This is a genomic window from Bradyrhizobium tropiciagri, assembly GCF_018130545.1.
Taxonomy (GTDB): Bacteria; Pseudomonadota; Alphaproteobacteria; order Rhizobiales; family Xanthobacteraceae; genus Bradyrhizobium; species Bradyrhizobium tropiciagri_A.
This window is the reverse complement of the sequence record NZ_JAFCKF010000002.1, coordinates 652,304-677,673: the sequence shown is the minus strand read 5'-3', so window position 1 is coordinate 677,673 and position 25,370 is coordinate 652,304. Positions and strand designations below refer to the sequence as shown.

Below are 25,370 nucleotides of genomic sequence, written 5' to 3'. Positions count from 1 at the left end.
CGGCATGAGCAACCCCTCGGACGCTCCCCATCTTCCGAGGTCGGCGCCGATCGAGGCTTACGGCAAGGGCGGATTCGCGTTTGCCGATATGTCGCATCGCGGCTCGCTGCTGTGCCTGCCCGACTCGATCTGGGCCTGGCCGGTCACCCGCCCGCAGGAGATCGACGAATATTCGCTGCAGAAGGTGTTCGCATCCGCCAATGCGATCGACACGCTGATCGTCGGCACGGGCACTGACGTCTGGGTGCCGCCAAAGGGCCTGCGCGAGGCGCTGCGCGCGGTGCGGGTGGTGCTCGATGCGATGCAGACCGGTCCCGCGATCCGCACCTACAACATCATGCTGGGCGAGCGGCGGCGCGTTGCGGCGGCGCTGATCGCGGTGCCATGAGCGCGACGGAAGCGCCGAAGGACGGCGCGGCGTTCTGCGCCGATCTGGTGCGGACCCACGATTTCGTCCGCTATGCGTCGACCCTGTTCCTGCCCGGGCCGGAACGCCGCGCGCTGCTCGCGCTCTACGCCTTCAACATCGAGGTCTCGCGCGTGCACGAGCAGGTCAGCCAGCCGCTGCCCGGCGAGATGCGGCTGCAATGGTGGACCGACATGCTGGCCGGCGCCGGGCATGGCGGCGTCGAGGGCAATCCCGTTGCCGCAGAATTGCTGCTGGCAATCCGCACCCATCGCCTGCCTGTCTCGCCATTCTCAGAGCTGGTCGAGGAGCACCAGTTCGATCTCTATAACGACCCGATGCCGTCATTGGCCGCCCTCGAGGGCTATCTCGACGCCACGGCATCTGCGCTGTTCTCGCAGGCCACCCGCGTGTTTGCCCGACCGTCCGAGGCGATCGATCACGTGGCCCGTCATGCAGGCCTCGCCCAGGGCATGGCCCAGGTGATCGCCTCGCTGGGCCGCGACGCGTCGCGGCAGCAGCTGTTTCTGCCACTGGAGCTGCTGCAGCAGCACGGCAGCAGCAAGGAGGAGGTGTTTGCCGGCAAGCCGACGCCGGGCATTCGCGCTGCGATCGATCAACTCGCGAACGAGGCTCAGAGCCATCTCAAGACCGCATTGGGGCTGCTTGCCGATGTACCGTCGGGCGTGCGGCCGATCTTCCTGCCGCTTGCCTGTGTCAGGCGCGAACTGAACCGGACGCGGAGGCCTGACAGCGATCCGTTCCTGCCGCAGCCGGTCTCACGCCTGCGCACGCTCTGGACGTTGTGGCGGGCCGCGCGCACGGAAGAGTTCGGCAGCTAGCTCTGTTCTCTCGCGATGTGCTTGGTGAAGATCCGGATCGTCGCACCTCTTAAAGGGCTGCTGTCATAGATGTCGGATGCGATCTGCTCGACCGCGTCGCGCAACGCGACGAATTGCGCCTGCCGCGCCATGCTCGCGGTTCCACGCGTGCCGGCCAGCTCGTCCATCGCGGCGTCGCTGATCTGGCATTCGATTTCCTGATCGCCGTTCATCATGGTGAATCCGAACGCCAGACGTTCGGAATCATATCCCCCGATACGGCCACGGGTGAGTGGCATTAAATCTGTCCCTTGAGCGCGCTAGCCCTCGCAAAGAGTGGGGCTTCGTGCCGTGTTTGTCGAGGGCCGTGCGCCGCGAACTGCGGGCGCGTTAGCGCGCGGGGCGATCCATCTCGGCCACTTCAAAATTGAAGCGATCACGCAGATTCTTGCGTTGCTCGAGGATGTCCTTGAGGAACTCGCGATCGGCGTCGCTGCGCATCAGCGGCTCGATCAGGTCGACCTGATTCATGGCGACGAGCTGCAGGATTTCGGTGCGCGGCTTGCCGGCCGCATCGCGCGGCAAAGCGTGCACGATCTGGATGTGTTCGGGTGGCTTGACGCCCTTGGCGGATGCAAGCTCGTTGCGCAGCGTCTTTTCCAGCGCGGACTGGTCGGCCTCGACGAAGGCGTAAAGCCCGACGCCGACGCGCCGATCTGCAAAGGCGACGATCGCGGTGTCGCGCACCTCGGGATTCCTGCGGATCAGATCGACCAGCACCGGGGCATCGTTGACCAACCGGCGGCCGCCACCCTCGCGGTCGGTGAAATTGAAGATGCCGCGCGTGATCGCCTGATAGACCTTCTTGCCCGTCTTGAGCCAGACGCTGGCGACCGCGGACTTCTTGGCCAGCACCTTGCGCTCCCTTGGCGTCAACGCCTCCGGCGCGTAGCTGCGCTTGTGCTTCAACAGATGCCGCAGATCCTCGTAGGCTGCGATGCGGAACAGCCGGCTGCGGGTCTTGAAGCAGGCGGCGAGCTGGAAGTCGGTGAGATAGGCACGGCCATCGCGGCCGACCAGCCAGTTCTGCTCCTTGGCCAGATCGTTGTGGCAGATGCCCGCGCGATGCAGTTTGCGCAAGGCTTGCTTGGCGGAGCGGAAGTAGGCGACGTCGCCATGCGGCTTCGCCAGATGCAGCGCCGCGCCGTCTATGAAGCCGCGCACCAGCGCACGCCGGCCGGCCCACAGCAGCTTTGGTCCGACGTCGAGGTCGCGTGCCAGGGTCAGCGCGCGGCGTTCGCGCGAGAACAGATGCAGTGCTACGCCAAATGACCAGAACGGCACCTGATCGAGCCGGCGCAGCACGCCGTCGACCTCGCCGTCATCGGTGCGGAAGCGGCCGCGCTCGACGGTCGAGAACACGTCGCGCTTGAGCAGCACGCCCTGGCTCCATCGCGCCGACAGGGTGGCGTCGTCGTCTTTCGGCAAGCTCATGATGGTCAGGCCGCTGCCGCAACGCGCAGATGCTCTGCGATCCAGTGATCGAGGTCGGCGAGCGCCCGCGCGCTCATCGCCTGCTTCTTGGCGACGGTCTTCTCATTGCCGCGCAGCCGCGAACCGTCCGGCTTCTTGGTCGGAGGGCTGGCCAGCGGCGGGAACAGACCGAAATTGATGTTCATCGGCTGGAACGAGCGCGAACCGGCGTCGATCGTTTCGATGTGGCCGCCGGTGATGTGGCCGAGCAGCGCGCCGAGCGCGGTGGTGGCCGGCGGCGTCGGCAGCGCGGCGCCGCGGATGTCGGCGGCGGCATAGAGGCCGGCGATCAAGCCGACGCTGGCCGACTCGACATAGCCTTCGCAGCCGGTCATCTGGCCGGCGAAGCGCAGCCGCGGCTGCGCGCGCAGCCGCAGTTGGGCGTCGAGCAGCTTTGGCGAATTCAGGAAGGTGTTGCGATGCAGGCCGCCGAGGCGGGCGAACTCCGCATTCTCGAGGCCCGGGATGGTGCGGAAGACGCGCTGCTGTGCGCCGTGCTTCAGCTTGGTCTGGAAGCCGACGATATTGTAGAGCGTGCCGAGCTTGTTGTCCTGCCGCAGCTGGACGATCGCATAGGGCTTCACCGTCGGATTGTGCGGGTTGGTCAGTCCGACCGGCTTCATCGGCCCGTGGCGGAGCGTCTCGTGGCCGCGCTCGGCCATCACCTCGACCGGCAGGCAGCCGTCGAAATAGGGCGTGTTGGTCTCCCAATCCTTGAAGTCGACCTTCTCGCCATCGAGCAGCGCCGTGACGAAGGCATCATACTGATCCTTGGTCATCGGGCAGTTGATGTAGTCGGCGCCGGTGCCGCCGGGGCCGACCTTGTCGTAGCGCGACTGGAACCAGGCCACCGACATATCGATGGATTCCTTGTGCACGATCGGCGCAATCGCGTCGAAGAACGCCAGCGCGCTCTCGTCGGTCAGCTGCCTGATGGCGTCGGCGAGCGGTGCCGAGGTGAGGGGGCCGGTCGCGACGATGACGTTGCTCCAGTCGGCCGGCGGCAGCCCTGCGACTTCCTCGCGGCTGATCTCGATCAGCGGATGCTCGTTGAGCGCCTTGGTGACGGCCGTGGAAAAACCGTCGCGATCGACCGCCAGCGCGCCGCCGGCGGGCACCTGGTTGGCATCGGCCGAGCGCATGATCAGCGAGCCCAGCCGCCGCATCTCGGCGTGCAGCAGCCCCACGGCATTGTTGGCGACGTCGTCGGAGCGGAACGAGTTCGAGCAGACCAGTTCGGCGCAGCCATCGGTGCGGTGCGCTTCGGTCATCCGTTGCGGGCGCATTTCGTGCAGGACGGCGCGGACGCCGGCATTGGCGACCTGCCAGGCGGCTTCCGAGCCGGCGAGCCCCGCGCCCACGATGTGCACGGGTTGGGAAGAGGATTGATGCGGTGTCATCGCGCAGCGTTAGCGCGTTTCGAGACCATATGCATCTGAAACCGCCAAAAGTGCTTTGAAGCGAAGTGGATACCGGTGCGCGTTGGGAAGAGCGCCCCAGACACGACAACGCCCGCTGTGGAAGCGGGCGTTATCCGTCAGCAGATGGCTTGCGGCCGATTAGCCGTTGTAGGTACCGGCGGCAACGCGCGGAATGTCCGAGCGGTCGAGGCCGATATCGGCCAGTTCGCGATCGCTGAGCTGGGACAGTTCGCTGACATTGCGCTGATAATCCCGGAAAGCCTGGATCATGCGGATGAGCGAGAGCAACATGGTAGTCTCCTAGTAATTCAGATTCAGCTTTTCCAAAGCCTCATCGTTGAAGTGAATATAGATGATATAGTGCAGTGCGGTAGTTCCGATGTTGCGATGCAGCTAAGCTCAAAACGCATAGCCGCGGTAAGTTTCGATTAACCGTTCGGCGCTCTCGCAGCCACCCCGTAGTCAGAAGTTTCGGCGCGGTGGCTAACCGTGTAGAAATCTTCCCAATATCAGGTGATTACCGGAATTTGGCGCGTTTGATCGCACTGATCCATGTGGTAATTAAAGACCGCTCAATCAAGCCTCGGCACCGTTCAGATGCGAGGATCACGGCCACGTGTTCCATGCGTGATTCGCATGCACGGGCACGGCATTAAAGTGATTTTAAATTCACTATTTGGTGCTGCCGATGCCCGGACTGCGTCGCGTCAATCAGTCGCATTGACGACGTGGGTAATTCGATCCTGCGGGCGGGGAAGGAATGCGCCGCGGGCGCCGTGTCGCGCGGTTTGCGTTGCTGGTTATCGGAAGTCCATATCGGTTGAAGTGAACCAGCCAGCAAAGCTATCGCGGCGCTGCTTCCTTACTGGCTTGTAATCAAACGACTATGCAACGCATGCGCGATACGCGCGCAGCGCCTATCACATTCGTATCGCGCGAAGTTCATTCTGAACGGTGGCGTGAACAGCGAATAATCGCTGCGCAGATTCCGCAATCACGCTGGTTTCTGTTCAAGAACAGAAAATGGAACGTCTCATGTTCAAGACATTGATCGCAGCAGCCGCTGTGGCTGCCGTTGCTTTCGCCGTCGCGCCCGCCCAGGCCGCTCATCGCCATCATCACATGGGCGTCGGTTGCAGCGGTGAAAACCTCGGCAAGACCGAAGCCGCCGTCGAAGCTATGGCGGACAATGAGGTCAAATTCGGGGCGGAGAAGGAAGTCTCGCTCGCCCAGGACGCGATGCTGAACAACAAGTGGGGCGCTTGCGGCGCACATCTCAGCAGGGCTGCAGAAGCCAGCATGGCGAAGTAAGCTTTGATGATGACGACAGGGGCCGATTGCCTGGGGCAATCGGCCCTTTGATTTGCGGTGGCGTGTGATCGGTTCGGATTGAATCGGGAAGCTGTTCGCAATCAAGCTTTGAAGCGCTTTCCCGACGCGGCCTGTTGCTTGCGGATTGCCAAAGGCGCGGTGTCTCGCCCGCGACAAGCGCTCAATGTCATCGTCCTATTCCGACAGGCGGGCGCCCCCGCGCCGCGCGGGCGCCCCGATCGAATGCTCTTCTCGTGTTCTGGCGAGTGTTTTGGATGGGGTGTCGATGATCACACCCTGCGCGCCGCTTCACGCACGTCCGAGGGCGGCGCTCCGTATTGCCGGCGAAAGGTGCGGTTGAAATACGACACGTCGCCGAAACCAACCTCGAAGGCGACCGCGCTCACGGGCCGATCGGCATAGCGCGGATTGACGAGCAACCGATGTGCTCGTGCGAGACGGCGCCCAAGCACGAACTGTGAGAATGTGGTCCCGTCGTCTTCAAACATCCGTTGCACTTGGCGCGGCGTGACGGCGTGCCGACGCGCTACGGCCGCAACCGTGAGACTGCCGTGATTGAGATGGTCGATGATATCGGCTTTGATGGCACGCAGCCGCGCTGCGCGGACGCCCCGCCCATCGGCAAGAGCCGCGGCATCTCTCGTTGCGCCGAGCGCCACAGCGATCAGATCGTGCACGTGCGAGGCCACGTGGTGCCGTAGCTGAGGCGTGGCAAGCGCATAATCATCCTGCAGCGCCCCAACATAGCTCACCAACAATTTCAGCGCTTCGGTGGAGCGCGCAATAGGCTGCATCACGGAGGAATCGACGCTGCTCACCAGCGGCTCCAGCGCCGACCGTGGCATGTGAAGGCAGAGAATCTTCGCCGGGGCGGGGCAGACCATCGCGACCGGATCCGCCGAGCTGACCAACAGCGCGTCGCCGGCGCTCCACGCGACCTCGCTTCCACGCTGCACCATCATGGCATCGTGCGATCCCATCACCAGGACAAGCCCGTCGTTGCCATCCGCCAACTGTTCGGCACCCCGCTCGTAGCGAAACGCCGACATGCTGGCCGACGTGATGGACAGCCCGGGCAGCATCCGCACGGTTACGTCCGCATGCAAGGAATGATCCGGTAGTGGCGCGAGGTCGGCCTTCAGCACCAGCCGGCCGTACAGATCACGCCACGCGGCCATACGGTCCTGCTCGGCAAAATCTTCCAGGGAAAACCGGGAAAGTGCAACGTCGTTGGCCGTCGAGGTCATCGGGAAACTCAGGCTGTCGCAACAGGTGTCGCCGAATGGACGCGTTTGGTTCACCGAGACGACCGATTCCGCGGCAACAATCGCACGCGAGGCAGGGCCTCTAGGCCGAAGCGTATACAGATTGGGATACCGACCTGCCAGGGTCGTTTTCGTCCAATGCGTTGTCGCGCCTGTCCAAGCCGGCAGGCGGGCAAGTCACTAAAGCCTGTCGCGCAAGATTGGACCGCTCGCAGAAGGATTAAGGGGTGATAGTAGCGCTGCTTTTGCCTGTTGATGTCGCGTCATGCGCGCACTGATCCAAGCCGCAGCGGCGTGGCTTGTCCTCGTTGCGGGAACTAACACCTCCACCGCCGAAGGCGCAGCAACGTCCTGCCAGCTGATCAATGGCAAGTCGATGATGCAGGCCGAACTGCTGTTTGGACGTCGTATCGCCGGACATGGCCGCGTATCGGACGCCCAGTGGTCGGATTTCCTTCTGAAGGAGGTGACACCGCGCTTTCCAGATGGATTGACCCAGCTGAGGGCTTCCGGCCAGTGGCGCGACCCGGATACGGGCCGCATCACGCGCGAGCCGTCCTTTGTCGTGCGCATCATCGCTGCCGAGACCCCGGAGACCTTGTCACGCTTGACCCAGATCGGCGCCGCATACAGGCAGCGCTTTCATCAACAGTCGGTTGGCCTCACGCTCTCGACCACTTGCGCATCGTTCTGACCACGCGCTGCAACCGCAATACCCATCCCCATCGCGCGCGCGACGTTAGTCGCTGGCCAGATGAACGAGGACGACAAACGCTTCGACGGCGAAGTAAATCCTTTGACGTTACCTTATGGCGCCTTCGCAAGCTGGGTGGCGAAGTAGCCGATCGTCTTGGCGTAGACCTCGCTCTTGTTCCACTGCTGGATCACGGCAAAATTCTCGCTGCCGGGCTCCCAGCCTTTGCCCGGCTTCCAGCCGTAGCTCTTTAGGAAGTTCGCCGTCGAGGCCAGCACGTCGGGCACGTTGTGCAGCAGGTCGCGCTTGCCGTTGCCGTCGAAGTCGACCGCGAACTTGATGTAGGACGACGGCATGAACTGGGTCTGGCCGAGCTCGCCGGCCCAGGCGCCGCGCATGTCCTGCGGCGCAAGGTCGCCGCGCTCGACGATACGCAGCGCGTCCATCAGCTCGGCCTTGAACATGTCGGAGCGGCGGCAGTCATAGGCCAGCGTCGCCAGCGAGCGCACGGTCGGAAACTTGCCGGTGTTGACGCCGAAATCGGTCTCAAGCCCCCAGATCGCGACCAGGATTTCGCCGGGCACGCCGTAGGCCTCCTCGATCCGCGACAGCACCGAGCCGTAGCGCTTCATCATGTCGGAGCCGCGATTGAGCCGCGGCGGCACCATGCGGCCGGAGAACTGCTCGAAGGTCTGGCTGAACACCTGCTGCGAATGGTCGCGCGCCAGGATCGCCTTGTCCTGGGTGACACCGTTGAGCCCCGCCTGGATCGCGTTCTGTGAAATCCCCTTGGCCGCAGCCTCTTTCTTGAAATCGTCGAGCCAGGATTCGAACGTGCCCGTGCCGCATTGCGCGGCGAACGCCGACGCGGTCGAGGTCACAAGCCACGCGCCGACGGCGAGGGCGCGGAAGGGAAAGCGAGAGGTCATAGGCAATTCACTCCGGAGTCTGCGATGTCATGGATTGGTCGCGAAACCCGGCGCGTATGTTCGGGGCAACAGCGGCCAAAACAAGGCTCGTGATCGAGCCATCTTTTCAGCTCTTGCTGCAAATGCCACGCCAATTTCACATCCTTTTGACGGCCAGGTACGACAAACCGCCGACCGAACATATCGGCCGGCGGTTGCTTTGGCGTTTACGAGGTCGGGTCTAGCTGGCGCTATCCGTGGTCACTGCGCCGCCATGGAAACAAATTGGCCGGGAAGTCCGCGGCGGGCTTGCGTTCGCGCGGCTCGGGGATCACCGGCCGTGCATTCGGATCCTTGACGATGACCTCGCGATAGAGATGCCAGGTGGCGTGGCCGAGCAGGGGGATAACCACGGCGAGCCCGAGGAAGAACGGGATCGTCCCCAAGACCAGCAGCACCGCGACGATCAGGCCCCAGGCCGCCATCGGCACCGGGTTCTGTGCGACGGCGCGCATCGACGTCACCATGGCTTCGCCGGCGCTTGCGTGGCGGTCGAGCATCATGGGGAAGGCGACCACGCTGATGCAGAGTGCGACGAGCGCGAACAGGAAGCCGACGCTGCAGCCGACCACGATCAGCCACCAGCCTTGCGGGGTGGCCAGCACGCGCCCGGCAAAATCGGGTATGTCGGCTGCAATCGCATAGCCGAACACGGCGGTGTAGATCGCCTGCGCGGTCGCGATCCAGGTCACGAACAGCGCGAACAGCAGCGTTCCGACCCCAAGCATCGCGCCGAACGACGGCGAGCGGAATACCTGAATGGCGTCCCATGCGGATGCTTCCCCGCCGTCCTCACGCCGGCGGCTCATCTCGTAGAGGCCGATAGCGGCAAACGGGCCGAGCAGGGCGAAGCCCGCGGCCAACGGAAACAGCAGGGGCAACACGGAATAGCCGTGCACGGTGCGCGCAAGCACGATGCCGAGCACCGGATAGATCAGGCACAGGATGATGGCGTGGCTTGGCACCGCCTTGAAGTCTTCCCAGCCGAGACGCAGCGCATGATGCAAATCGGACAGGCCGATGGTGCGGATGATCGGCGCAGACGCGGTACCTTGTCCGCCCTGCGTCATCGATGTGACATTGCCTTGGTATGGTGTGGCCATGGTCGTTGTCTCCCTCTGGGGCGGTCGCATTCTGCGCCCGGCACACGGGCACAAACCTACCGCCTCTCGAAGCGATCACGAGCAAGCCAGACGCGAATGACAAAGCAGGGAACTGGCCGTGTCGCGAACTGTGCAGTGAGGGTACTCCCAAACCGCGGCAAAAGCACTCACGCTTAAGTGAATGTCGCATTGGCAAGCTATTGAGGGGGCGATACACTTGAACTGCGACCTCGGTCAGCCGGCGCATTGCCGCGTGGCCATCACATCTCAACTCTCTTGGGAGCGAACGATGAGCATTTTCGGAAAAATCATGGGCGCGATCTTCGGCAGCAGCGCCAGCGCCGCGCCCGCCGGCGGAACGGCGACCAGCGCAGCTCCCGCCGGTGGATCCGGCAGTGCATCGCCGTCTCCCGCAGCGGTGCCCGCCGGTGCGGCGCCGGCGCAGTCGGTCGACGTCGCTCCCATTCTCGACAAGGCGGTGGCCGCGAAGGGCGAGAAGCTCGAATGGCGCACCTCGATCGTCGACCTGATGAAGGCGCTCGACATCGACTCCAGCCTGTCGGCCCGCAAGGAGCTCGCCAAGGAGCTCGGCTACACCGGCGACACCAACGATTCGGCCAGCATGAACATCTGGCTGCACAAGCAGGTGATGACCAAGCTTGCGGCGAATGGCGGCGTGCTGCCCCCGGATATCAAGCACTGATCGGGCGATCGTCCCGCACACGGCCAGGGCCCGCGCCAGCGCGGGCCCTTTTTTGTGGAGCGGCGAGCCTCTATAGATCAGCTAACAAGAAGGAGAACGTCGATGAAAACTCGGATGACTGATCTCGATCGCCGGACGATGCTTGCGACCGGCGCCCTCGCGCTTGCCGGCGCCGCCGCGCAATCCGCACCGGCCCATGCCGAGGCTGCGCCGAAGGCGATGTTTCCGGTCCCGCCGGTGACGATCCCGATCGTCGGGGCCACCGAGGTGTTCCAGGTCCGCCGCATCTATTGCATCGGCCGCAACTACGCCGCGCACGCGCTCGAGCGCGGCTCCGATCCGACCCGCGAACCGCCGTTCTTCTTTCAGAAGCCGACCGATGCGATCCAGAATGTCGCAATCGGCACCGTCGCCGATCATCCCTATCCGTCGCTGACCAAGAACTATCACCATGAGGTCGAGCTGGTTGCCGCGCTGAAATCCGGCGGTACCAATATTCCCGCCGACAAGGCGCTCGACCACGTCTATGGCTACGCGCTCGGGCTCGACATGACGCGGCGCGATTTGCAGAACGGCATGGCCGCGGAGAAGAAGCCGTGGGAGATCGGCAAGAGCTTCGACCATGCGGCGGTGCTCGGTCCGATCCATCCGGCAGACAAGACCGGCCACTTCACGAGGGGCGCGATCTCGCTCGCGGTCAACGGCACGGTGCGGCTGAGCTCGGATCTGAAGAACATGATCTGGAGCGTCGCCGAGCAGATCGCAAAGCTCTCCGAGGCGTTCGAGCTGAAGGCCGGCGACATCATCTATTCCGGCACCCCGGAGAATGTCGGCCCGGTCGTCAAGGGCGACGTGCTGCTGTGCAAGCTCGAGGGCCTGCCCGACATGTCGATCAAGATCGTCTGACGTCGGCGGCGCTAAAGCGCAATGAGATTGGTTTGAATCGTCATCGTGCTTTAGCGCTATGTTTTGAGCATGATCTTTTCGGAAAACCGCTTCGCACTTTTCCGGATCATGCTCTAACCGGCAAGATCCGCGTATTCCGGGTGCTTGTTGAGATAATCGACCACGAAGCCGCAGCCGGCGATCACCTTGTGGCCGTCGGCGCGGATCAGCTCCAGTGCGCCCTTGACCAGCTCTGAAGCGATGCCGCGGCCGCGCAGGGCGCGCGGTGTCTCGGTGTGGGTGATGATCACAGCCGAGGGCGTCCGTCGGTAGTTCGCAAAGGCGAGCCCGCCCTCGGTGTCGAGCTCGAAGCGGTTTTGGTCCCTGTTGTCGCGGACGGCAGCCATCGCAAAATCCCGGTTGATTCACAGGCCTTGATCTAAGCGCGTGAACCCGCCGGTGCAAAGCCGCGACCAACCCGCATATTGGCATTTCTGGATTGACGATATGCGTATTTTGACCTGCCTGACCGCCGCATTGGTCGGCGCCGCCCTGACGCTGCCCAATCCGCCGCAAGCGGTCGCCGCCGATGATCCGAGCTGGCAGACCTGTATTGGTGCTACAACGGCCCCAGGCGACCGCGTGACCGCCTGCACGGCGGTCATCGACGGCAAGACCCAGACCGGCAAGCGGCTGGCCGGGGCCTATTGCAACCGCGGCCATGGGCTGACCGAGAAGCGCGAGCTCGATGCCGCGCTCGCCGACCTCAACGAAGCGATCAAGCTCGATCCCGCCTTTGCCTGCGCCTACACCAACCGCGGCCGGGTCTATGCCTTCAAGAACGATTTCGATCATGCCATCGCCGACTACGACGAGGCGGTCCGCATCGATCCAGCCTTCGCGATGGCCTACAACAATCGCGGTGATGCCTGGTTCAACAAGGGCGATCTCGACCGCGCGCTGGCCGATCTCAGCCTCGCCATCAAATACAATCCGCAGCTCTCCACGGCCTATGGCAATCGCGGCTTCGTCTACTATCGCAAGCGCGACACGACGCATGCGATCGCCGACTTCACCACCGAGATCAAGCTCGATCCCAACGTGCTCGCCTACATCAACCGCGGCAATGTCTATCGCGACGCCGAGCAGCTCGACCGCGCCGCCGCCGACTATGGCGAGGCCGTGAAGCTTGCGCCGACCGATGCCCGCGGCTGGCGCAACCGCGGCCTGGTTCGGCTGTTCCAGGGCGACAACAAGGGCGGGCTCGCCGATTACGACAAGGCGCTGCAATACGATCCCGCCGACGTCAATTCCTGGAACAACCGCGGCCAGGCCAAGCTGCGGCTCGGCGACAAGGCCGGCGCGGCGGCCGATCTCCGCAAGGCGCTCGAGCTGCAGCCCGACCTGCAATCCGCCAAGGCGGCGCTGGCGCGGCTCGGCGGGACGCGGTGACGCGCGGCGTCCGCAGCCGGCGGACCTGCCGCATCGCACACAGTCGGATCGGGCCTTGCGAGCCGATGCAATTCGATTAGGCTTGCCCTGAGACATACGCCCGTGATGCGGCCCGGAAGGTCGTTTGGTGCGGAATGGCAGGATCGGCCGCTGACGTATGCCCCTTGTCGCAAGGAGGTTCGTCATGTCGGAAAGTCGCTTCTTCAACAGACACCGTCCCTGGGAGGACTGGCTCGGCATGCTGCTTGGCGTGCTGATCATGGTCTCGCCCTGGTTTCCCATGCAGGTGAGCGGCGCCGTCGATATCGAGCGCAGCCATCTGGTGCTCAACAGCTTCATGGTCGGCATGCTGGTGCTGGGCGTCTCCCAGCTCGAATATGTCGCGCTGCATCGCTGGGAGGAGGTGGTGAGCATCGTGCTTGGCCTCTGGCTGATGGCATCGCCCCTGGTCTTCGGCTACTCCGAGGACCAGGTGCTGCAGTTCTGGCACATCCTGCTCGGCGCGCTGGTCGCCCTGATCGGCGCGTTGCAGCTCTGGCAGGACTGGAACCTGAGCGAGCAGGACCTGGCCAAGCATCCGCAGTAGCGGTCCGGGCAGGCACGGTCGGGCTGGCTGCCGCCGGCACGCGGTATCATGGCGCCGCGGCGGGCGGGCCTTGCCGAGGCGCGCTGCTTGGCGATAAACCGGGTGGTCCCAACCCCTTGCGGCGCACGAAGACGCCCGGTTCTGACCGAGGAAACCCCCGATGCCTGTCCTGACCTTGCCCTGTCTGTTGTGCGTATCGGCGGGGCGGCAATGAGCGGGCTAGAGGTGACCGCGCCGCGCGGCGGGATCGCGCGGGTGTCGCGCCGGGTGATGAACCTCGCCTACATCCTGACCCAGAACGCCCGCCGCCATGGCGACCGTCCGGGCTTCATCTGGAACGAGAAGGCCTGGTCCTGGCGCCATATCGACCAGAACGTCTCGGCGCTGGCGGCGGCGCTGGCCGCCCGGGGCATCGTCAAGGGCGACCGCATCCTGGTGCATTCCAAGAACTGCGACGAGATGTTCTGGTCGATGTTCGCCGCCTTCCGGCTCGGCGCGGTCTGGGTGCCGACCAATTTCCGCCTGATGCCCGACGAGGTCGCCTATCTGGCGGCAGCCTCCGGCGCCAAGGCGTTTCTGTGCCACACGGACTTCCCCGAGCACGCCAAGGCGGCCGCCAATCCGGCGCTCGAATTCACCTGGCGGATCGGCGAGGAGGGGACGTTCGGCGAGGCAACGGTCGGTGACGTCATCGCCAGGCACGCCAGCGCCGTGGTCGCGAACACGCCGGTCGACTATGACGATCCCTGCTGGTTCTTCTTCACCTCAGGCACCACCGGGCGCTCCAAGGCCGCGGTCCTGACCCACGGCCAGATGGCCTTCGTGATCACCAACCATCTCGCCGATTTGATGCCCGGCACGACCGAGGACGACGCCTCGCTGGTGGTGGCGCCGCTGTCGCATGGCGCCGGCGTGCATCAGCTGGTGCAGACCGCGCGCGGCGTGCCGACCATCCTGCTGCCGTCGGAGAAATTCGACATCGCGGAAGCTTATCGCCTGATCGCCAAGCATCGCGTCAGCAACATGTTCACGGTGCCGACCATCCTGAAGATGATGGTCGAGCATCCCGCCGCCGACCAGCACGACCATTCCTCGCTGCGCTACATCATCTATGCAGGCGCGCCGATGTATCGCGAGGACCAGAAGGCGGCGCTGCACAAGCTCGGCGGCGTGCTGGTGCAGTATTTCGGCCTCGGCGAGGTCACCGGCAACATCACGGTGCTGCCGCCCGGCCTGCACGATCCCGAGGACGGCCCGCATGCGCGGATCGGCACCTGCGGCTTCGAGCGCACCGGCATGCAGGTCGCGATCCAGGGCGACGACGGACGCGAGCTGAAGCCGCACGAGACCGGCGAGATCTGCGTGATCGGTCCCGGCGTGTTCGCCGGCTATTACGACAACCCTGAGGCCAATGCGAAGGCGTTTCGCGACGGCTGGTTCCGCACCGGGGATCTCGGCCATATGGACGAAGAGGGGTTCGTCTACATCACCGGCCGCGCCTCCGACATGTACATCTCCGGCGGCTCCAACATCTATCCGCGCGAGATCGAGGAGAAACTGCTCACCCATCCTGCGGTCGGCGAGGTCGCGGTGCTTGGCGTGCCGGATCCGTTCTGGGGCGAGGTCGGCGTCGCCGTCTGCGTCGCGCGCGAAGGGACGGAGGCCGTCGCCGAGGCGGAGCTTGCGGCGTACCTCGCGCCAAAAGTGCCGCGTTACAAGATGCCGAAACGCTTCTTCTTCTGGGAGGCGCTGCCGAAGTCCGGTTACGGCAAGGTGCCGAAGCGGCTGATCCGCGACGAGCTCGAGGCGCGCGGGCTGCTCGAGGTGATCGCCAAATCGACGGGCGCGTGAGGCGATGCGCAGCATCGCCCAGCCCGGCGCTCCCGTCTCTGAGCGCATCCAATGGGTCGCCGCGCGCGGCCGCGCGTTTTCATTCGTGCTGGAGGCCGGCATTCCCTTGCTCGAAGCCGTGCGCCGCGGTTTTGCCGCCGAGGGTTTTTCCGGCGGCGTGCTGAACGCGACAGCTGGCGCGCTCGGGCCGTTCGCCTATGTGATGCCGGCGCTGTCGAAGGATGGCGTCAACGCGGCGTTCTACAGCGACACGTTCCGTCCCGACGGCGTGACGCGGCTCAAGCTCGCGGCGCTGACCTTCGGCGAACGCGACGGCGCGCCGTTCTTTCATTGCCATGGCCTGTGGACCGAGGCTGACGGCCGCTGCAACGGCGGACACATGCTGCCGGATGAGACCATCGTCGCCGAGCCGTTCGAGGTCAGCGCATTCGGGATCGACGGCGCGACGTTTCTGGCCGAGCCCGACAGCGAGACCAATTTCAAGCTGTTCGGTCCGGTCGCAAGCGCGCCCGCTGGTGCGAAGACCACGAGCCATGCCTTCGCGCTGCGGCTGCGGCCGAACCAGGATTTCGCGTGCGCGCTGGAAGGCTTCTGCCGCCAGCACGGCATTTTGCGGGCGCGGCTGCATGGCGGCGTCGGCTCGACCATCGGCGCGGTCTTCAGCGACGGCCACAGCGTGGTGCCGTTCGCGACCGAGCTTGCGGTGACCGCCGGGCAGATCGCGCCCGACGCCAATCGCCGCCTGCGCGCCAGCCTCGACATCGCGCTGGTCGACTATCTCGGCGGCCTCGCCGAAGGCCGCCTGGTGCGGGGCGACAATCCGGTGCTGATGACGATGGAGCTGGTGCTGGAAGTGCTGGAGGAAGCGGAGCAGCCGTAGGGGATTGCATGCTCTATCCCCGTCGTCGTCCCGGCGAAAGTCGGGACCCATAACCACAGGTTGTGTTGTAGAAAGCAGGCTGTGGCCCCAGCATCGCGCAACAATTCGCAGTCGTGGTAATGGGTCCCGGCCCCCGTGCGCAATTGCGCACTAGGCCGGGACGACGCTGAGTGTGTTGCACAGTCCGCAAATCAACGGCAGCCCACTCACCGCCGCTTGCGCACATGGATGTTGATGTCCAGGTCGATCGCGCTGACGCAGGTCTGCTCGGTGCGGTGCGAGCCGCCCTCGTGCCAGCGGCCCTTGCGCAGGCTGATGTCGCTGACATTGGCGAGCCGCAGGCAACGCCATTGCGGCAGCTTGCCCGAACTCTCGCCGGCGAACTGCCAGGCCAGCACGACCTCTTCGCCGCTCTTGTTGTGGCCGATGATATGCGGGCAGAGCTCGCGCGCCCGGCCGTCATAGACGCAGACCACCTGCTGCTCGGTGCTGACGGCCTTGCGGAAGAGGGCGTAGGCCTTGCTGGGCATGCGCTATCGAGCCACCTAGGATTGCTGCGGGGACTTATCATAAACTGGGCGACCCGCCATTGTTTCCCTGGAACCGCGCAGATGTCCCGACGCAATCGCCCGATCAACATGCCCGCGCCGTATCTGCGGCGGGTCTGGCTCGATCCCGCGCGCATTCCGAACCGCGAGGCCTATCCGTTCGTGCTGCCGCTGCTGCGCGACGAATTTGAACTCCGTTTCGACAAGCGGATCACCATCATCGTCGGCGAGAACGGCACCGGCAAGTCGACGCTGCTGGAGGGTATCGCCGTGATGGCCGGCTATGACGACGCCGGCGGCGGCAAGGGCTACATGCCGGTCGATCACAGCAACGCGGTCGAGAAAATGGGCGGCTCGCTTGCCACCGCGCTCCGCGCGAGTTGGCTGCCGAAAATCACCGAAGGCTGGTTCTTCCGCGCCGAGAGCTTCTTCTCGGTCGCCAGATATCTTGATTCCGTCGCCAGCCCCTATGCCGACTTCCTATCGCATTCCCATGGCGAGGGCTTCCTGCGCTTCTTCGAGGAGCGCTGCCAACGGCAGGGCATCTTCATCTTCGACGAGCCGGAATCCGCGCTGTCGCCGTCACGTCAGATCGAATTCCTCAAGCTGCTGCACCGGATGCACGGCACCGGCCACTGCCAGGTGATCATGGCGACGCATGCCCCGGTGCTGATGGCCTATCCGAACGCGACGCTGCTGCGGCTGAGCAAATACGGGCTCGAACCGGTGAGCCTGCGGGATACCGACCACTACCGGCTGATGCGCGAGTTCTGCGACGACCCGAAGGGGTTCGTCGAGGCCGCGATCGAGGCGTGAATCCGGTGCCCCGGCGGGCTTGTCTCCCGAGGAAGCCGCCGGCTGCGAACTTCGCTCTGGTGCAAGCAGCCTGTCCCCGATCTGGTCTAGAACCTCGAACCATAAACTGCGGCATGCGCCAGGCGGCGGATGGCCGACACACATCGGGAGAGACCAAGGATGAGGCGAACGATCGCGCGAGCTGGCGTCGTGGTGGCGGCATTGGCTGTGTTGGGGGCCGCCTGGGCCCATGGGCCGACCCGCCAGAAGGTGCGCGAATCCATCGAGATCGATGCGCCTCAGGAAAAGGTGTGGGCGGTGATCGGCAATTTCCAGGACATGAGCTGGCTCGCCGGCGTCACCAAGACCGAGGGCGAGAAGGGCAACGAGATCGGCGCTACGCGGCGGCTAACGCTGGGGCCTGGCGCCACCGTCGACGAGGAGCTCTACAAATACGAGCCCGAGATGATGAGCTACTCGTACCGGATCACGGCGGTCGACGTGAAGGTGCTGCCGGTCACCAATTATTCCTCGACGCTGACGGTCTCGCCGGCGCCGGACGGCAAGTCGAAGCTGGAATGGGCCGGCGCGTTCTACCGCGGCTTTCCCAACAACGACCCGCCGCCGGAGTTGAACGATGAGGCCGCGAAGAACGCGGTGAGCGGGCTCTACAAGGCCGGGCTCGAGGCGCTGAAGAAGAAGATCGAGAGCGGCACCTGAGCATGCGTGCGATCGCGTTGGTCGTGCTGCTCGCTGGCCTCGGCGCCGCGCGCGCCGAGGAGGCGTTCGTCACCAACCAGCTCAGCGACGATCTCACGGTGGTCGATCTCGCGACGTCGAAGCCGGTCGCGACGATTGCGATCGGCGGTAAGCCCGCGGGCGTCGCCGTCAGCAATGACGGCCGCTTTGCCTATGTGACGAGCCCGGATGCCAAGGCCGTCAGCGTGGTCGATGCGTCCGCGCGCAAGGTGGTCGGCCGGATCGATGTCGGCGGCGGGCCGCTCGGCATCGCGGTCGCCCCCGACGGGGCGACGGTCTATGTCGCCGACTGGTACGCCGCCGCGGTGCGGGTGATTGACGTGAAAGAGCAGCGGGTCACCGCCAGCATCGCGGTCGGCGCGTCGCCGTCCGGGCTCGCGGTGACGCCGGACGGCCGCCTGCTGCTCTCGGCCGACCGCGACGACGACAGCGTCTCGATCATCGACACGTCAACGCGCGAGCGGCGAGGGACCGTGAAGGTCGGCGCGCGTCCGTTCGGCGTCACCATCGATGCCGACGGCAAGCGCGCCTATGCCGCTAATGTCGGGTCCAACGACGTCTCCGTCATCGACATCGCGACGGCGCAAGAGATCGGCCGCGTCCATGTCGGCCTGCGCCCCTACGCGGTGGCGCTGGCGCAGGGCCGCGGCTTCGTCACCGACCAGTATGACGGCAAGGTCAGCGTGTTCGACCTCGCGACCTTGCAGCCGGTGAAGCGGATCACGGTCGGCGATTACCCCGAGGGCATCGAGGCCACCGCCGACGGCAAGCGCATCCTGGTCGCCAACTGGGAGAGCAATACGCTCAGCGTGATCGATGCCTCCGAGCTGAAGGTGACCGGAGAGGTCAAGGTCGGCGACGGCCCAAGGGCGTTCGGGGCGTTCCTCAGGCGGACGGAGTAGGACAGTGCGTAGGGTGGGTTAGCCGATCACGTCCGCCGTAGCTCAACGAGCGAAGGTGGAAGGCGTAACCCGCCGTTTCGGCCGCACGGATCGGCGGATTCCGCGGCGCTAATCCTCCCTACGATCCCTGCACATTCGGCGCACGCTGGTGCTATAATCCCAGCCGAACAAGGGAAAACAGGGAGGATGCCATGCATCATACCTTGGTGCCCAGTGACCGGGTCGAGCACGTCTGCGTCTTCGGGCGCGATGGCGCGAAGCTCGGATCGATCGAGCGGCTGATGCTCGACAAGGTGAGCGGAACGGTGGCCTACGCCATCATCAAGACCGGCGGCGTGCTGAGCACCCACCACCACTATCCCGTCAGATGGACCGCATTGAAATTCGATCCCGCGCGGCAGGCCTTCGAGGCCGACGTGGCGCTGGAGGACCTGCGCACAGGACCGTCAGAGTTCGATGGCGACGAATTCGACTGGGGCGACCGCTCGCGCTCATACACGCACCCGAATTATTGGGCGGTGTAGCGTGGAGCAAGTAGGGTGAGTTAGCCGACTACGTCCGCCGTAGCTCAACGAGCGAAGGCGAAAGGCGTAACCCGCCGAGCTTGGCGTAAGGGCGGCGGATTATGCTTCGCTAATCCGCCCTTCGCTAACTGCGTTCGTGGTAGCTTTGATCAGCGACGCGTTGTCGTCGCTTCAAAGGCAGAGCATGACCCAATTCAAGCCCGCCGGCTGGCCTTCCGTCATCCCGAGAATTGTCACGAGCGACCTCGCCGGTTTGACCGAATTCCTGAGGGACGTTTTCGATGCGCAAGGCGAAGTTCGCTCCGGAGCGCCAACGGAAATGCGCATCGGAGACTCGATCATCCTGATCAGCGACGGGGGCGGCGCGCGAGAAGCAATGCCGGCCTTTCTCTACGTCTATGTAGGGAACGCTGACCAGACCTATCGGCGCGCGATCGCGGCAGGCGCTGAATCGATCGAGGCTCCTGCGGATACGCCCTATGGCGACAGACGCGCGATGGTCCGGGATGCCTGGGCCAACGTCTGGCAGATCGCGACCTATCGCGGGAATCTGTAGGCTGGGTGGAGCGAAGCGATACCCATCATTCGGGCCGCAGGATAAGTCGATGTTTCGCTTCGCTCGACCCATCCTACGCGCTGAACCAGACAGTGCGGCGAGTTAGCCTAACGAGTCCGCGCGAGGCGCGGCCCGACGGCAGGCTCCGGCGTAACCCGCTGTTATTGCGGTGACAGATCGGCGGATTACGCTTCGCTAATCCACCCTGCGCCAGTTACTCCGCCGCCTCGCTCGCTGAGCTCTTCCTCGGCTTGCTGTTCGCCTTCTTCAGCACCGGCGCCAGGAACTTGCCCGTATAGCTCCTCGGCGCTTTCACGATGTCTTCCGGTGGACCCCAGGCGACGATCTCGCCGCCGCCGTCGCCGCCTTCGGGGCCGAGGTCGATGACCCAGTCGGCGGTCTTGATGACTTCGAGATTGTGCTCGATCACCACGACCGTGTTGCCCTGCGCGACCAGCTCGTGCAGCACCTCGAGCAGTTTTGCGACGTCATGGAAATGCAGGCCGGTGGTCGGCTCGTCCAGGATGTAGAGCGTGCGGCCGGTGGCGCGCTTTGACAGCTCCTTGGCGAGCTTGACGCGCTGGGCTTCGCCGCCTGACAGCGTCGTCGCCTGCTGGCCGACATGGATGTAGTCGAGGCCGACCCGGTGCAGGGTCTGGAAGGTCTCGCGCACGCGCGGCACCGCCTTGAAGAACTCGGCGGCTTCCTCCACGGTCATGTCGAGCACGTCGGCGATGCTCTTGCCCTTGAACAGCACCTCCAGGGTCTCGCGGTTGTAGCGCTTGCCCTTGCAGGTGTCGCATGTGACGTAGACGTCGGGCAGGAAGTGCATCTCGATCTTGATGACGCCGTCGCCCTGGCAGGCCTCGCAGCGGCCGCCCTTGACGTTGAAGGAGAAGCGCCCGGGCTCGTAGCCGCGCGCCTTTGCCTCGGGCAGGCCGGCGAACCATTCGCGGATCGGCGTGAAGGCGCCGGTATAGGTCGCGGGATTCGAGCGCGGGGTGCGGCCGATCGGCGACTGGTCGATGTCGATGATCTTGTCGATATGCTCGAGGCCCTCGATGCGGTCGTGCGGCGCCGCGCCTTCGCTGGCGTTGTTCAGCTTGCGTGCGATCGACTTGTAGAGCGTGTCGATCAGCAGCGTCGACTTGCCACCGCCGGAGACTCCCGTCACGCAGGTGAACAGGCCGAGCGGGATCTCGGCCGAGACGTTCTTCAGATTGTTGCCGCGGGCGTTGATGACCTTGATGGTGCGGCGGTGGTTCGGCGGCCGCCGATCCGGCACCGGCACCGAAAGCTCGCCAGTCAGATATTTGCCGGTCAGCGATTTCGGGTTGCGCATGATCTGGTCGGGCGTGCCTTCGGCGACGATGTGGCCGCCATGCATGCCGGCGCCGGGGCCGATATCGAGCACGTAATCCGCCAGGCGAATCGCGTCCTCGTCATGCTCGACCACGACCACGGTGTTGCCGAGGTCGCGGAGCCGCTTGAGGGTATCGAGCAGGCGGGCATTGTCGCGCTGATGCAGGCCAATCGACGGCTCGTCCAGCACGTAGAGCACGCCGGTTAGGCCCGAGCCGATCTGCGAGGCGAGGCGGATGCGCTGGCTCTCGCCGCCGGACAGCGTGCCCGAGGAGCGCGACAGCGTCAGATAGTTCAGGCCGACGTCGAGCAGGAAGGTCAGGCGCTCGCGGATCTCCTTCAGGATGCGCGCGGCGATCTCGTTCTGCTGCGCGTTGAGCGCCTCCGGCACGGTCTCGAACCATTCGCCGGCGCGCTTGACCGAGAGCTCCGAGATCTCGCCGATATGCTTGCCGCCGATCTTGACGCACAGCGCTTCCGGCTTCAGCCGGTAGCCGTGGCAGCCTTCGCAGGGGACGTCGGAGAAATACTTGCCGAGCTCCTCGCGCGCCCACTCGCTCTCGGTCTCGCGGTAGCGGCGGTCGATGTTGGTGACGACGCCCTCGAACGGCTTCTTGGTGTCGTAGGAGCGGACGCCGTCCTCATAGGAGAACTTGATCTCGTCGTCGCCGGAGCCGTGCAGCAGCGCGTTCTGGACCTTCTTGGTCAGGTCCTTCCACTTGGTGTCGAGCGTGAACTTGTAGTGCTTGCCGAGCGCGGTCAGGGTCTGGATGTAATAGGGCGAGGACGACTTCGCCCACGGCGCGATCGCGCCCTTGCGCAGGGTCAGCTCCTTGTCGGGGATGACCAGGTCCTCGTCGATGTGCTGCTCGACGCCGAGGCCGCCGCAGGCCGGGCAGGCGCCATAGGGATTGTTGAACGAGAACAGACGCGGCTCGATCTCGGGGATTGTGAAGCCGGAGACCGGGCAAGCGAACTTCTCCGAGAACAGGATGCGCTCGGGCCCGCTCTTGTCGTGGATCTTTGCTGTTTTCTTCTTGTCTTCTTTCTTCTCGTCCTGCGCCGCCGCCGGCGCGTCGGCGTATTCGATCACGGCGAGGCCCTCGGCGAGCTTCAGCGCGGTCTCGAAGCTCTCGGCGAGGCGCTGGGCGAGGTCGGGGCGCACCACGATGCGGTCGACCACGACGTCGATGTCGTGCGGGAATTTCTTGTCGAGCGCCGGCGCCTCGGCGAGTTCGTAGAAGGTGCCGTCGATCTTGACGCGCTGAAAGCCCTTTTTGAGGTACTCGGCGAGCTCCTTCTTGTATTCGCCCTTGCGGCCGCGCACGACCGGCGCCAGCAGATAGAGGCGGGTGCCCTCAGGCAGCGCCAGCACGCGATCGACCATCTGCGAGACGATCTGGCTCTCGATCGGCAGGCCAGTGGCGGGCGAATAGGGCACGCCGACGCGCGCCCACAACAGGCGCATGTAGTCATAGATTTCAGTGACGGTGCCGACGGTAGAACGCGGGTTCTTCGATGTGGTCTTCTGCTCGATCGAGATCGCCGGCGACAGGCCGTCGATCTGGTCGACGTCCGGCTTCTGCATCATCTCCAGGAATTGCCGCGCATAGGCCGACAGCGACTCGACGTAGCGGCGCTGGCCCTCGGCATAGATCGTATCGAATGCGAGCGACGACTTGCCGGAGCCGGACAGGCCGGTGAACACCACGAGCTTGTCGCGCGGGATCTCGACGTCGATGTTCTTCAGATTGTGTTCGCGCGCGCCGCGGATCGTGATGGCGCGCGATGAGGAGCCGGCGTTCGGTTGGCGCTTCGCCTTGAGCACTTCATCCATTGCGACAGTTCCGGGCGCATGATCGGGCGCCTTTTGGGCGCGCATCGCCGGTCGAGCCGGGACCTTGCGCCGATGGGGTGTGAAGACTGGAACGTAGGAAGAACGGCCGACAATTTCCAGTGCTGAATAGCCGCCATCAACGGATAGTTTGCCTGTTGGCAGCAGCCGTCAGCAGGAATCGGTTCCGACAACGAAAAAGGCCGGCGCGAGGCCGGCCTTCCGAGACCCTGGGGTCTGTCTTTGGCTTAGTACTTGTCTCAGTACTTGGCGACGATCGGGCCGCCGAAGTGATAGTTCACGCCGAACTGCACGCTGTGCAGGTTGAGGTCCGGCGAGGCGACGCCGAAGTAGGTCTCGCTGCCGAGGCTGCGATACAGGTACTCGCCCTTGATCGACCACTGCGGCGCGATGAACGCCTCGATGCCGGCGCCGACGGTCCAGCCGGAGTGGAAGTTGCTCTGCGAGGCGGTGACGCCGAGCGCGCTGACGCTGATCTTGTTGTCGACCCAGGCGTAGCCGCCGGTGCCGTAGAACAGCACCTTGTCGACCGCGAAGCCGATGCGGCCGCGCGCGGTGCCGAGCGCGTCGATCTTGCTCTTCACGGTGACGCCGGGCGTGCTCACCGAAGCGTCGACGTCAGCCCAGGCGCCGTCAGCCTCGAAGCCGTACACGATGTTGCCGGCCTGCCAGTTGTAGCCGATGGTGCCGCCGGCGAAGCCGCCTTCCATCTTCGGGGTGCCGGAGTCCTCGCTGGCGTAGCCGCCGAAGCCGCCGATGTAGAAGCCGGTCCAGTTGTAGATCGCGACCGGCGGCGGAGCCTTCACGTAGGGGGCGCGAGCCGCCATATCGGCAGCCATGGCCGGTGCAAAAGCGCTCAGTGCAAACATGCCGACCGATGCCAGCAAAACATTCCTGATTTTCAAAGTCCCAGTCCCATTTTCTTGTTGTCCCCTCAGTCGAAGGGAACGTCACCGCAATGTTGCGTGATGTGCGCACGCTTCTACAGAGAAACGCTGGAAGTTGTGTATCCGCGAAACCACAATTCACGGAAAACGCCGCCGCTGAGACGAGGGCGCGCACGCGCGCTTCATTCGCTGCAGTGGAACGGGTTGGATCAACCTCGCAAACAAAAAGGCCGGCGCAAGGCCGGCCTTTCGTCTGAATTAAATCAACCCTCGCGCGATCAGTAGCGCGCGACGACCGGGCCGCCCCACTTGTAGTTCACGCGGACGGTGACGAGGTCGACGTCCTGGCGATCGCGAATGCTGCTGAACAGCGCACCGGTCGGGGTGGTGAGGTTGTAGGTCTTGTCCTGCATGAACAGGTGGTCGTACTCGATGCCGGCGGTCCAGTTCGGCGCGAAGCCGACTTCGATGCCGGCGCCGATGGTGCCGCCCCAGCGGGTGTCGCTGGCGCTGCCGGCGAGCGCGCCGGTCGGCGTGAAGTAGGTGCTGAAGCGGTTGTCGGTCAGCGCCGCACCGCCCTTGGCGTAGAGCAGGACGTTGTTGACGGCGTAGCCGATCTGGCCGGTGAACAGGCCGAACGCGTCGATCTTGGACTGGTTGGTGAACAGGCCCGGGAAGATCGCGCTGTTGTTGCTGCCCTTCAGGTCGGCCCAGTCGCCCTGCGCTTCGAGGCCGAACACCCAGGTGCCGGCCTGCCAGCGATAGCCGATCTGACCACCGGCAACGCCGCCGGTCGCATCATGGCAGCCATCCGATCCGATGAAGGTGCCGCCCGGGACCTGGTCCCAGCAATTGTGGCTCGAGCCCCAGCCGCCGTTGGCGCCGATGTAGAAGCCGCTCCAGTCATAGACGGCAGCGATCATCGGCGGCGCCTTGGTGTAGGGACGCGCCGCGAGATCGGCAGCCGCGGCCGGCGCAGCAAACGCAATCAGAGCAACCGTACCGAGCAAAAACTTCTTCATTTCAAAACTCCCAGCTTCCCGTTCGGCTTCCAAAAGGTCCCGAAGCCGACCTCAGACGCGAGCGCCCGTCTGATGGTTGATAGCTATACGCTGATTCAACCGGAAAGGCCGTCTCCCAAATGCCACACTCGGGGAAGAAGTACGGCGAGAATAAGTTACTGATTTGTTTATTGATTTTCGACGGCGTCGAAGCCGGTCAGCGGCATGAACCGAAATCGGCTGCCGCTCCATTGCCAGCGCCCGCTTCTACGGCTGGTTGT

At 64.6% G+C, this 25,370-nt stretch carries 27 protein-coding genes; 15 read left to right on the top strand and 12 right to left on the bottom strand.

Going from position 1 to position 25,370, the window contains the following annotated elements; genetic code table 11:
• Window positions 1–4: 4 nt before the first annotated feature.
• Window positions 5–388, top strand: a complete 384-nt coding sequence (locus JQ616_RS09815; protein ID WP_212013971.1) for an Mth938-like domain-containing protein — start codon at window positions 5–7, stop codon at window positions 386–388.
• Window positions 385–1,248, top strand: a complete 864-nt coding sequence (locus JQ616_RS09810; protein ID WP_212013969.1) for a phytoene/squalene synthase family protein — start codon at window positions 385–387, stop codon at window positions 1,246–1,248. Before JQ616_RS09815 ends, JQ616_RS09810 begins: the two co-directional genes overlap by 4 nt.
• Here the strand turns inward: JQ616_RS09810 and JQ616_RS09805 are convergent.
• From JQ616_RS09805 to JQ616_RS09790, 4 genes are all read right to left on the bottom strand, one after another.
• A complete protein-coding gene (locus JQ616_RS09805; RefSeq protein WP_212013968.1) occupies window positions 1,245–1,526 on the bottom strand; it encodes a DUF1488 family protein in 282 nt (93 codons plus the stop codon). The genes JQ616_RS09810 and JQ616_RS09805 overlap by 4 nt on opposite strands.
• Before the next feature lie 91 nt (window positions 1,527–1,617).
• Window positions 1,618–2,721: a serine/threonine protein kinase gene (locus tag JQ616_RS09800; RefSeq protein ID WP_212013967.1), complete on the bottom strand. Its 1,104-nt coding sequence runs from the start codon at window positions 2,719–2,721 to the stop codon at window positions 1,618–1,620.
• Between the two features lie 5 nt (window positions 2,722–2,726).
• Window positions 2,727–4,160, bottom strand: coding sequence for a methylenetetrahydrofolate--tRNA-(uracil(54)-C(5))-methyltransferase (FADH(2)-oxidizing) TrmFO (gene trmFO / locus JQ616_RS09795; RefSeq protein WP_212013966.1), 1,434 nt, complete (start codon window positions 4,158–4,160; stop codon window positions 2,727–2,729).
• Window positions 4,161–4,319: 159 nt separating this feature from the next.
• Window positions 4,320–4,472 (bottom strand): DUF1127 domain-containing protein, encoded by a 153-nt coding sequence (locus JQ616_RS09790; RefSeq protein ID WP_016846063.1) that lies wholly within the window; start codon window positions 4,470–4,472, stop codon window positions 4,320–4,322.
• 732 nt (window positions 4,473–5,204) lie between these two features.
• Here JQ616_RS09790 and JQ616_RS09785 point away from each other — a divergent pair.
• A complete protein-coding gene (locus JQ616_RS09785; protein WP_212013965.1) occupies window positions 5,205–5,492 on the top strand; it encodes a hypothetical protein in 288 nt (95 codons plus the stop codon).
• 290 nt (window positions 5,493–5,782) lie between these two features.
• Here the strand turns inward: JQ616_RS09785 and JQ616_RS09780 are convergent, their stop codons facing one another.
• Window positions 5,783–6,760 carry an AraC family transcriptional regulator gene (locus JQ616_RS09780; protein ID WP_212013964.1) on the bottom strand — a complete coding sequence of 326 codons (978 nt, stop codon included), beginning with the start codon at window positions 6,758–6,760 and terminating at the stop codon, window positions 5,783–5,785.
• Between the two features lie 283 nt (window positions 6,761–7,043).
• On the opposite strand from JQ616_RS09780, the gene JQ616_RS09775 reads away from it, so the two are divergent.
• Window positions 7,044–7,472, top strand: coding sequence for a DUF3574 domain-containing protein (locus JQ616_RS09775; RefSeq protein ID WP_212013963.1), 429 nt, complete (start codon window positions 7,044–7,046; stop codon window positions 7,470–7,472).
• Between the two features lie 113 nt (window positions 7,473–7,585).
• On the opposite strand, the gene JQ616_RS09770 is transcribed toward JQ616_RS09775, so the two are convergent.
• Together JQ616_RS09770 and JQ616_RS09765 are read right to left on the bottom strand one after the other, a co-directional pair.
• Window positions 7,586–8,401 (bottom strand): lytic murein transglycosylase, encoded by an 816-nt coding sequence (locus tag JQ616_RS09770; protein ID WP_212013962.1) that lies wholly within the window; start codon window positions 8,399–8,401, stop codon window positions 7,586–7,588.
• 230 nt (window positions 8,402–8,631) lie between these two features.
• A complete protein-coding gene (locus JQ616_RS09765) occupies window positions 8,632–9,543 on the bottom strand; it encodes a DUF2189 domain-containing protein (RefSeq protein ID WP_212013960.1) in 912 nt (303 codons plus the stop codon).
• 289 nt (window positions 9,544–9,832) lie between these two features.
• Here JQ616_RS09765 and JQ616_RS09760 point away from each other — a divergent pair, with 289 nt between their 5' ends.
• Together JQ616_RS09760 and JQ616_RS09755 are read left to right on the top strand one after the other, a co-directional pair.
• Window positions 9,833–10,246 (top strand): DUF3597 domain-containing protein, encoded by a 414-nt coding sequence (locus JQ616_RS09760; RefSeq protein ID WP_212013959.1) that lies wholly within the window; start codon window positions 9,833–9,835, stop codon window positions 10,244–10,246.
• 114 nt (window positions 10,247–10,360) lie between these two features.
• A complete protein-coding gene (locus JQ616_RS09755) occupies window positions 10,361–11,152 on the top strand; it encodes a fumarylacetoacetate hydrolase family protein (protein WP_212013957.1) in 792 nt (263 codons plus the stop codon).
• 113 nt (window positions 11,153–11,265) lie between these two features.
• Here JQ616_RS09755 and JQ616_RS09750 read toward each other — a convergent pair whose 3' ends face one another.
• Window positions 11,266–11,538: a GNAT family N-acetyltransferase gene (locus JQ616_RS09750; protein ID WP_212013955.1), complete on the bottom strand. Its 273-nt coding sequence runs from the start codon at window positions 11,536–11,538 to the stop codon at window positions 11,266–11,268.
• A 100-nt stretch (window positions 11,539–11,638) separates the two neighbouring features.
• Between JQ616_RS09750 and JQ616_RS09745 the strand changes: the two genes are divergently transcribed.
• The 4 genes from JQ616_RS09745 (at window position 11,639) to JQ616_RS09730 (ending at window position 15,900) form a co-directional block, all read left to right on the top strand.
• On the top strand, window positions 11,639–12,583 hold the full coding sequence (locus JQ616_RS09745) for a tetratricopeptide repeat protein (RefSeq protein ID WP_212013953.1): 945 nt from the start codon (window positions 11,639–11,641) through the stop codon (window positions 12,581–12,583).
• 184 nt (window positions 12,584–12,767) lie between these two features.
• The gene (locus JQ616_RS09740; protein WP_212013952.1) at window positions 12,768–13,169 is read left to right on the top strand and encodes an SPW repeat protein; all 402 of its coding nucleotides are present in this window, start codon (window positions 12,768–12,770) and stop codon (window positions 13,167–13,169) included.
• Between the two features lie 210 nt (window positions 13,170–13,379).
• Complete coding sequence (locus JQ616_RS09735; RefSeq protein ID WP_212013951.1) at window positions 13,380–15,020, top strand: acyl-CoA synthetase; 1,641 nt, start codon at window positions 13,380–13,382, stop codon at window positions 15,018–15,020.
• Window positions 15,021–15,024: 4 nt separating this feature from the next.
• Window positions 15,025–15,900, top strand: coding sequence for a PCC domain-containing protein (locus tag JQ616_RS09730; RefSeq protein WP_212013950.1), 876 nt, complete (start codon window positions 15,025–15,027; stop codon window positions 15,898–15,900).
• Between the two features lie 206 nt (window positions 15,901–16,106).
• Here the strand turns inward: JQ616_RS09730 and JQ616_RS09725 are convergent, their stop codons facing one another.
• On the bottom strand, window positions 16,107–16,430 hold the full coding sequence (locus tag JQ616_RS09725; protein ID WP_212013949.1) for a hypothetical protein: 324 nt from the start codon (window positions 16,428–16,430) through the stop codon (window positions 16,107–16,109).
• Window positions 16,431–16,511: 81 nt separating this feature from the next.
• Between JQ616_RS09725 and JQ616_RS09720 the strand changes: the two genes are divergently transcribed.
• The 5 genes from JQ616_RS09720 to JQ616_RS09700 all read left to right on the top strand — a co-directional run bounded on the left by JQ616_RS09720 (window position 16,512) and on the right by JQ616_RS09700 (window position 19,984).
• Window positions 16,512–17,264 (top strand): AAA family ATPase, encoded by a 753-nt coding sequence (locus JQ616_RS09720; RefSeq protein WP_212013948.1) that lies wholly within the window; start codon window positions 16,512–16,514, stop codon window positions 17,262–17,264.
• Between the two features lie 159 nt (window positions 17,265–17,423).
• Window positions 17,424–17,963, top strand: coding sequence for an SRPBCC family protein (locus tag JQ616_RS09715; protein ID WP_212013947.1), 540 nt, complete (start codon window positions 17,424–17,426; stop codon window positions 17,961–17,963).
• Between the two features lie 2 nt (window positions 17,964–17,965).
• Window positions 17,966–18,904, top strand: coding sequence for a cytochrome D1 domain-containing protein (locus tag JQ616_RS09710; RefSeq protein ID WP_212013946.1), 939 nt, complete (start codon window positions 17,966–17,968; stop codon window positions 18,902–18,904).
• 191 nt (window positions 18,905–19,095) lie between these two features.
• Window positions 19,096–19,428, top strand: coding sequence for a PRC-barrel domain-containing protein (locus tag JQ616_RS09705; RefSeq protein WP_212013944.1), 333 nt, complete (start codon window positions 19,096–19,098; stop codon window positions 19,426–19,428).
• A gap of 184 nt (window positions 19,429–19,612) precedes the next feature.
• The gene (locus tag JQ616_RS09700) at window positions 19,613–19,984 is read left to right on the top strand and encodes a VOC family protein (RefSeq protein ID WP_212013942.1); all 372 of its coding nucleotides are present in this window, start codon (window positions 19,613–19,615) and stop codon (window positions 19,982–19,984) included.
• 214 nt (window positions 19,985–20,198) lie between these two features.
• Here the strand turns inward: JQ616_RS09700 and uvrA are convergent, their stop codons facing one another.
• From uvrA to JQ616_RS09685, 3 genes are all read right to left on the bottom strand, one after another.
• Complete coding sequence (uvrA, locus tag JQ616_RS09695) at window positions 20,199–23,183, bottom strand: excinuclease ABC subunit UvrA (protein WP_212013940.1); 2,985 nt, start codon at window positions 23,181–23,183, stop codon at window positions 20,199–20,201.
• Window positions 23,184–23,440: 257 nt separating this feature from the next.
• Entirely contained in the window at window positions 23,441–24,100 is a 660-nt protein-coding gene (locus JQ616_RS09690) for an outer membrane protein (protein WP_212014794.1), read from the bottom strand.
• 266 nt (window positions 24,101–24,366) lie between these two features.
• Complete coding sequence (locus JQ616_RS09685) at window positions 24,367–25,110, bottom strand: outer membrane protein (RefSeq protein ID WP_212013938.1); 744 nt, start codon at window positions 25,108–25,110, stop codon at window positions 24,367–24,369.
• Window positions 25,111–25,370 lie beyond the last annotated feature (260 nt).

Excerpts from the sequence above, each read along its gene's own strand:
- JQ616_RS09815 (WP_212013971.1), top strand. The coding sequence starts at position 5 with ATGAGCAACCCCTCGGACGCTCCCCATCTTCCGAGGTCGGCGCCGATC.
- JQ616_RS09810 (WP_212013969.1), top strand. The coding sequence starts at position 385 with ATGAGCGCGACGGAAGCGCCGAAGGACGGCGCGGCGTTCTGCGCCGAT.
- JQ616_RS09805 (WP_212013968.1), bottom strand. The coding sequence starts at position 1,526 with ATGCCACTCACCCGTGGCCGTATCGGGGGATATGATTCCGAACGTCTG.
- JQ616_RS09800 (WP_212013967.1), bottom strand. The coding sequence starts at position 2,721 with ATGAGCTTGCCGAAAGACGACGACGCCACCCTGTCGGCGCGATGGAGC.
- trmFO (WP_212013966.1), bottom strand. The coding sequence starts at position 4,160 with ATGACACCGCATCAATCCTCTTCCCAACCCGTGCACATCGTGGGCGCG.
- JQ616_RS09790 (WP_016846063.1), bottom strand. The coding sequence starts at position 4,472 with ATGTTGCTCTCGCTCATCCGCATGATCCAGGCTTTCCGGGATTATCAG.
- JQ616_RS09785 (WP_212013965.1), top strand. The coding sequence starts at position 5,205 with ATGGAACGTCTCATGTTCAAGACATTGATCGCAGCAGCCGCTGTGGCT.
- JQ616_RS09780 (WP_212013964.1), bottom strand. The coding sequence starts at position 6,760 with ATGACCTCGACGGCCAACGACGTTGCACTTTCCCGGTTTTCCCTGGAA.
- JQ616_RS09775 (WP_212013963.1), top strand. The coding sequence starts at position 7,044 with ATGCGCGCACTGATCCAAGCCGCAGCGGCGTGGCTTGTCCTCGTTGCG.
- JQ616_RS09770 (WP_212013962.1), bottom strand. The coding sequence starts at position 8,401 with ATGACCTCTCGCTTTCCCTTCCGCGCCCTCGCCGTCGGCGCGTGGCTT.
- JQ616_RS09765 (WP_212013960.1), bottom strand. The coding sequence starts at position 9,543 with ATGGCCACACCATACCAAGGCAATGTCACATCGATGACGCAGGGCGGA.
- JQ616_RS09760 (WP_212013959.1), top strand. The coding sequence starts at position 9,833 with ATGAGCATTTTCGGAAAAATCATGGGCGCGATCTTCGGCAGCAGCGCC.
- JQ616_RS09755 (WP_212013957.1), top strand. The coding sequence starts at position 10,361 with ATGACTGATCTCGATCGCCGGACGATGCTTGCGACCGGCGCCCTCGCG.
- JQ616_RS09750 (WP_212013955.1), bottom strand. The coding sequence starts at position 11,538 with ATGGCTGCCGTCCGCGACAACAGGGACCAAAACCGCTTCGAGCTCGAC.
- JQ616_RS09745 (WP_212013953.1), top strand. The coding sequence starts at position 11,639 with ATGCGTATTTTGACCTGCCTGACCGCCGCATTGGTCGGCGCCGCCCTG.
- JQ616_RS09740 (WP_212013952.1), top strand. The coding sequence starts at position 12,768 with ATGTCGGAAAGTCGCTTCTTCAACAGACACCGTCCCTGGGAGGACTGG.
- JQ616_RS09735 (WP_212013951.1), top strand. The coding sequence starts at position 13,380 with ATGAGCGGGCTAGAGGTGACCGCGCCGCGCGGCGGGATCGCGCGGGTG.
- JQ616_RS09730 (WP_212013950.1), top strand. The coding sequence starts at position 15,025 with ATGCGCAGCATCGCCCAGCCCGGCGCTCCCGTCTCTGAGCGCATCCAA.
- JQ616_RS09725 (WP_212013949.1), bottom strand. The coding sequence starts at position 16,430 with ATGCCCAGCAAGGCCTACGCCCTCTTCCGCAAGGCCGTCAGCACCGAG.
- JQ616_RS09720 (WP_212013948.1), top strand. The coding sequence starts at position 16,512 with ATGTCCCGACGCAATCGCCCGATCAACATGCCCGCGCCGTATCTGCGG.
- JQ616_RS09715 (WP_212013947.1), top strand. The coding sequence starts at position 17,424 with ATGAGGCGAACGATCGCGCGAGCTGGCGTCGTGGTGGCGGCATTGGCT.
- JQ616_RS09710 (WP_212013946.1), top strand. The coding sequence starts at position 17,966 with ATGCGTGCGATCGCGTTGGTCGTGCTGCTCGCTGGCCTCGGCGCCGCG.
- JQ616_RS09705 (WP_212013944.1), top strand. The coding sequence starts at position 19,096 with ATGCATCATACCTTGGTGCCCAGTGACCGGGTCGAGCACGTCTGCGTC.
- JQ616_RS09700 (WP_212013942.1), top strand. The coding sequence starts at position 19,613 with ATGACCCAATTCAAGCCCGCCGGCTGGCCTTCCGTCATCCCGAGAATT.
- uvrA (WP_212013940.1), bottom strand. The coding sequence starts at position 23,183 with ATGGATGAAGTGCTCAAGGCGAAGCGCCAACCGAACGCCGGCTCCTCA.
- JQ616_RS09685 (WP_212013938.1), bottom strand. The coding sequence starts at position 25,110 with ATGAAGAAGTTTTTGCTCGGTACGGTTGCTCTGATTGCGTTTGCTGCG.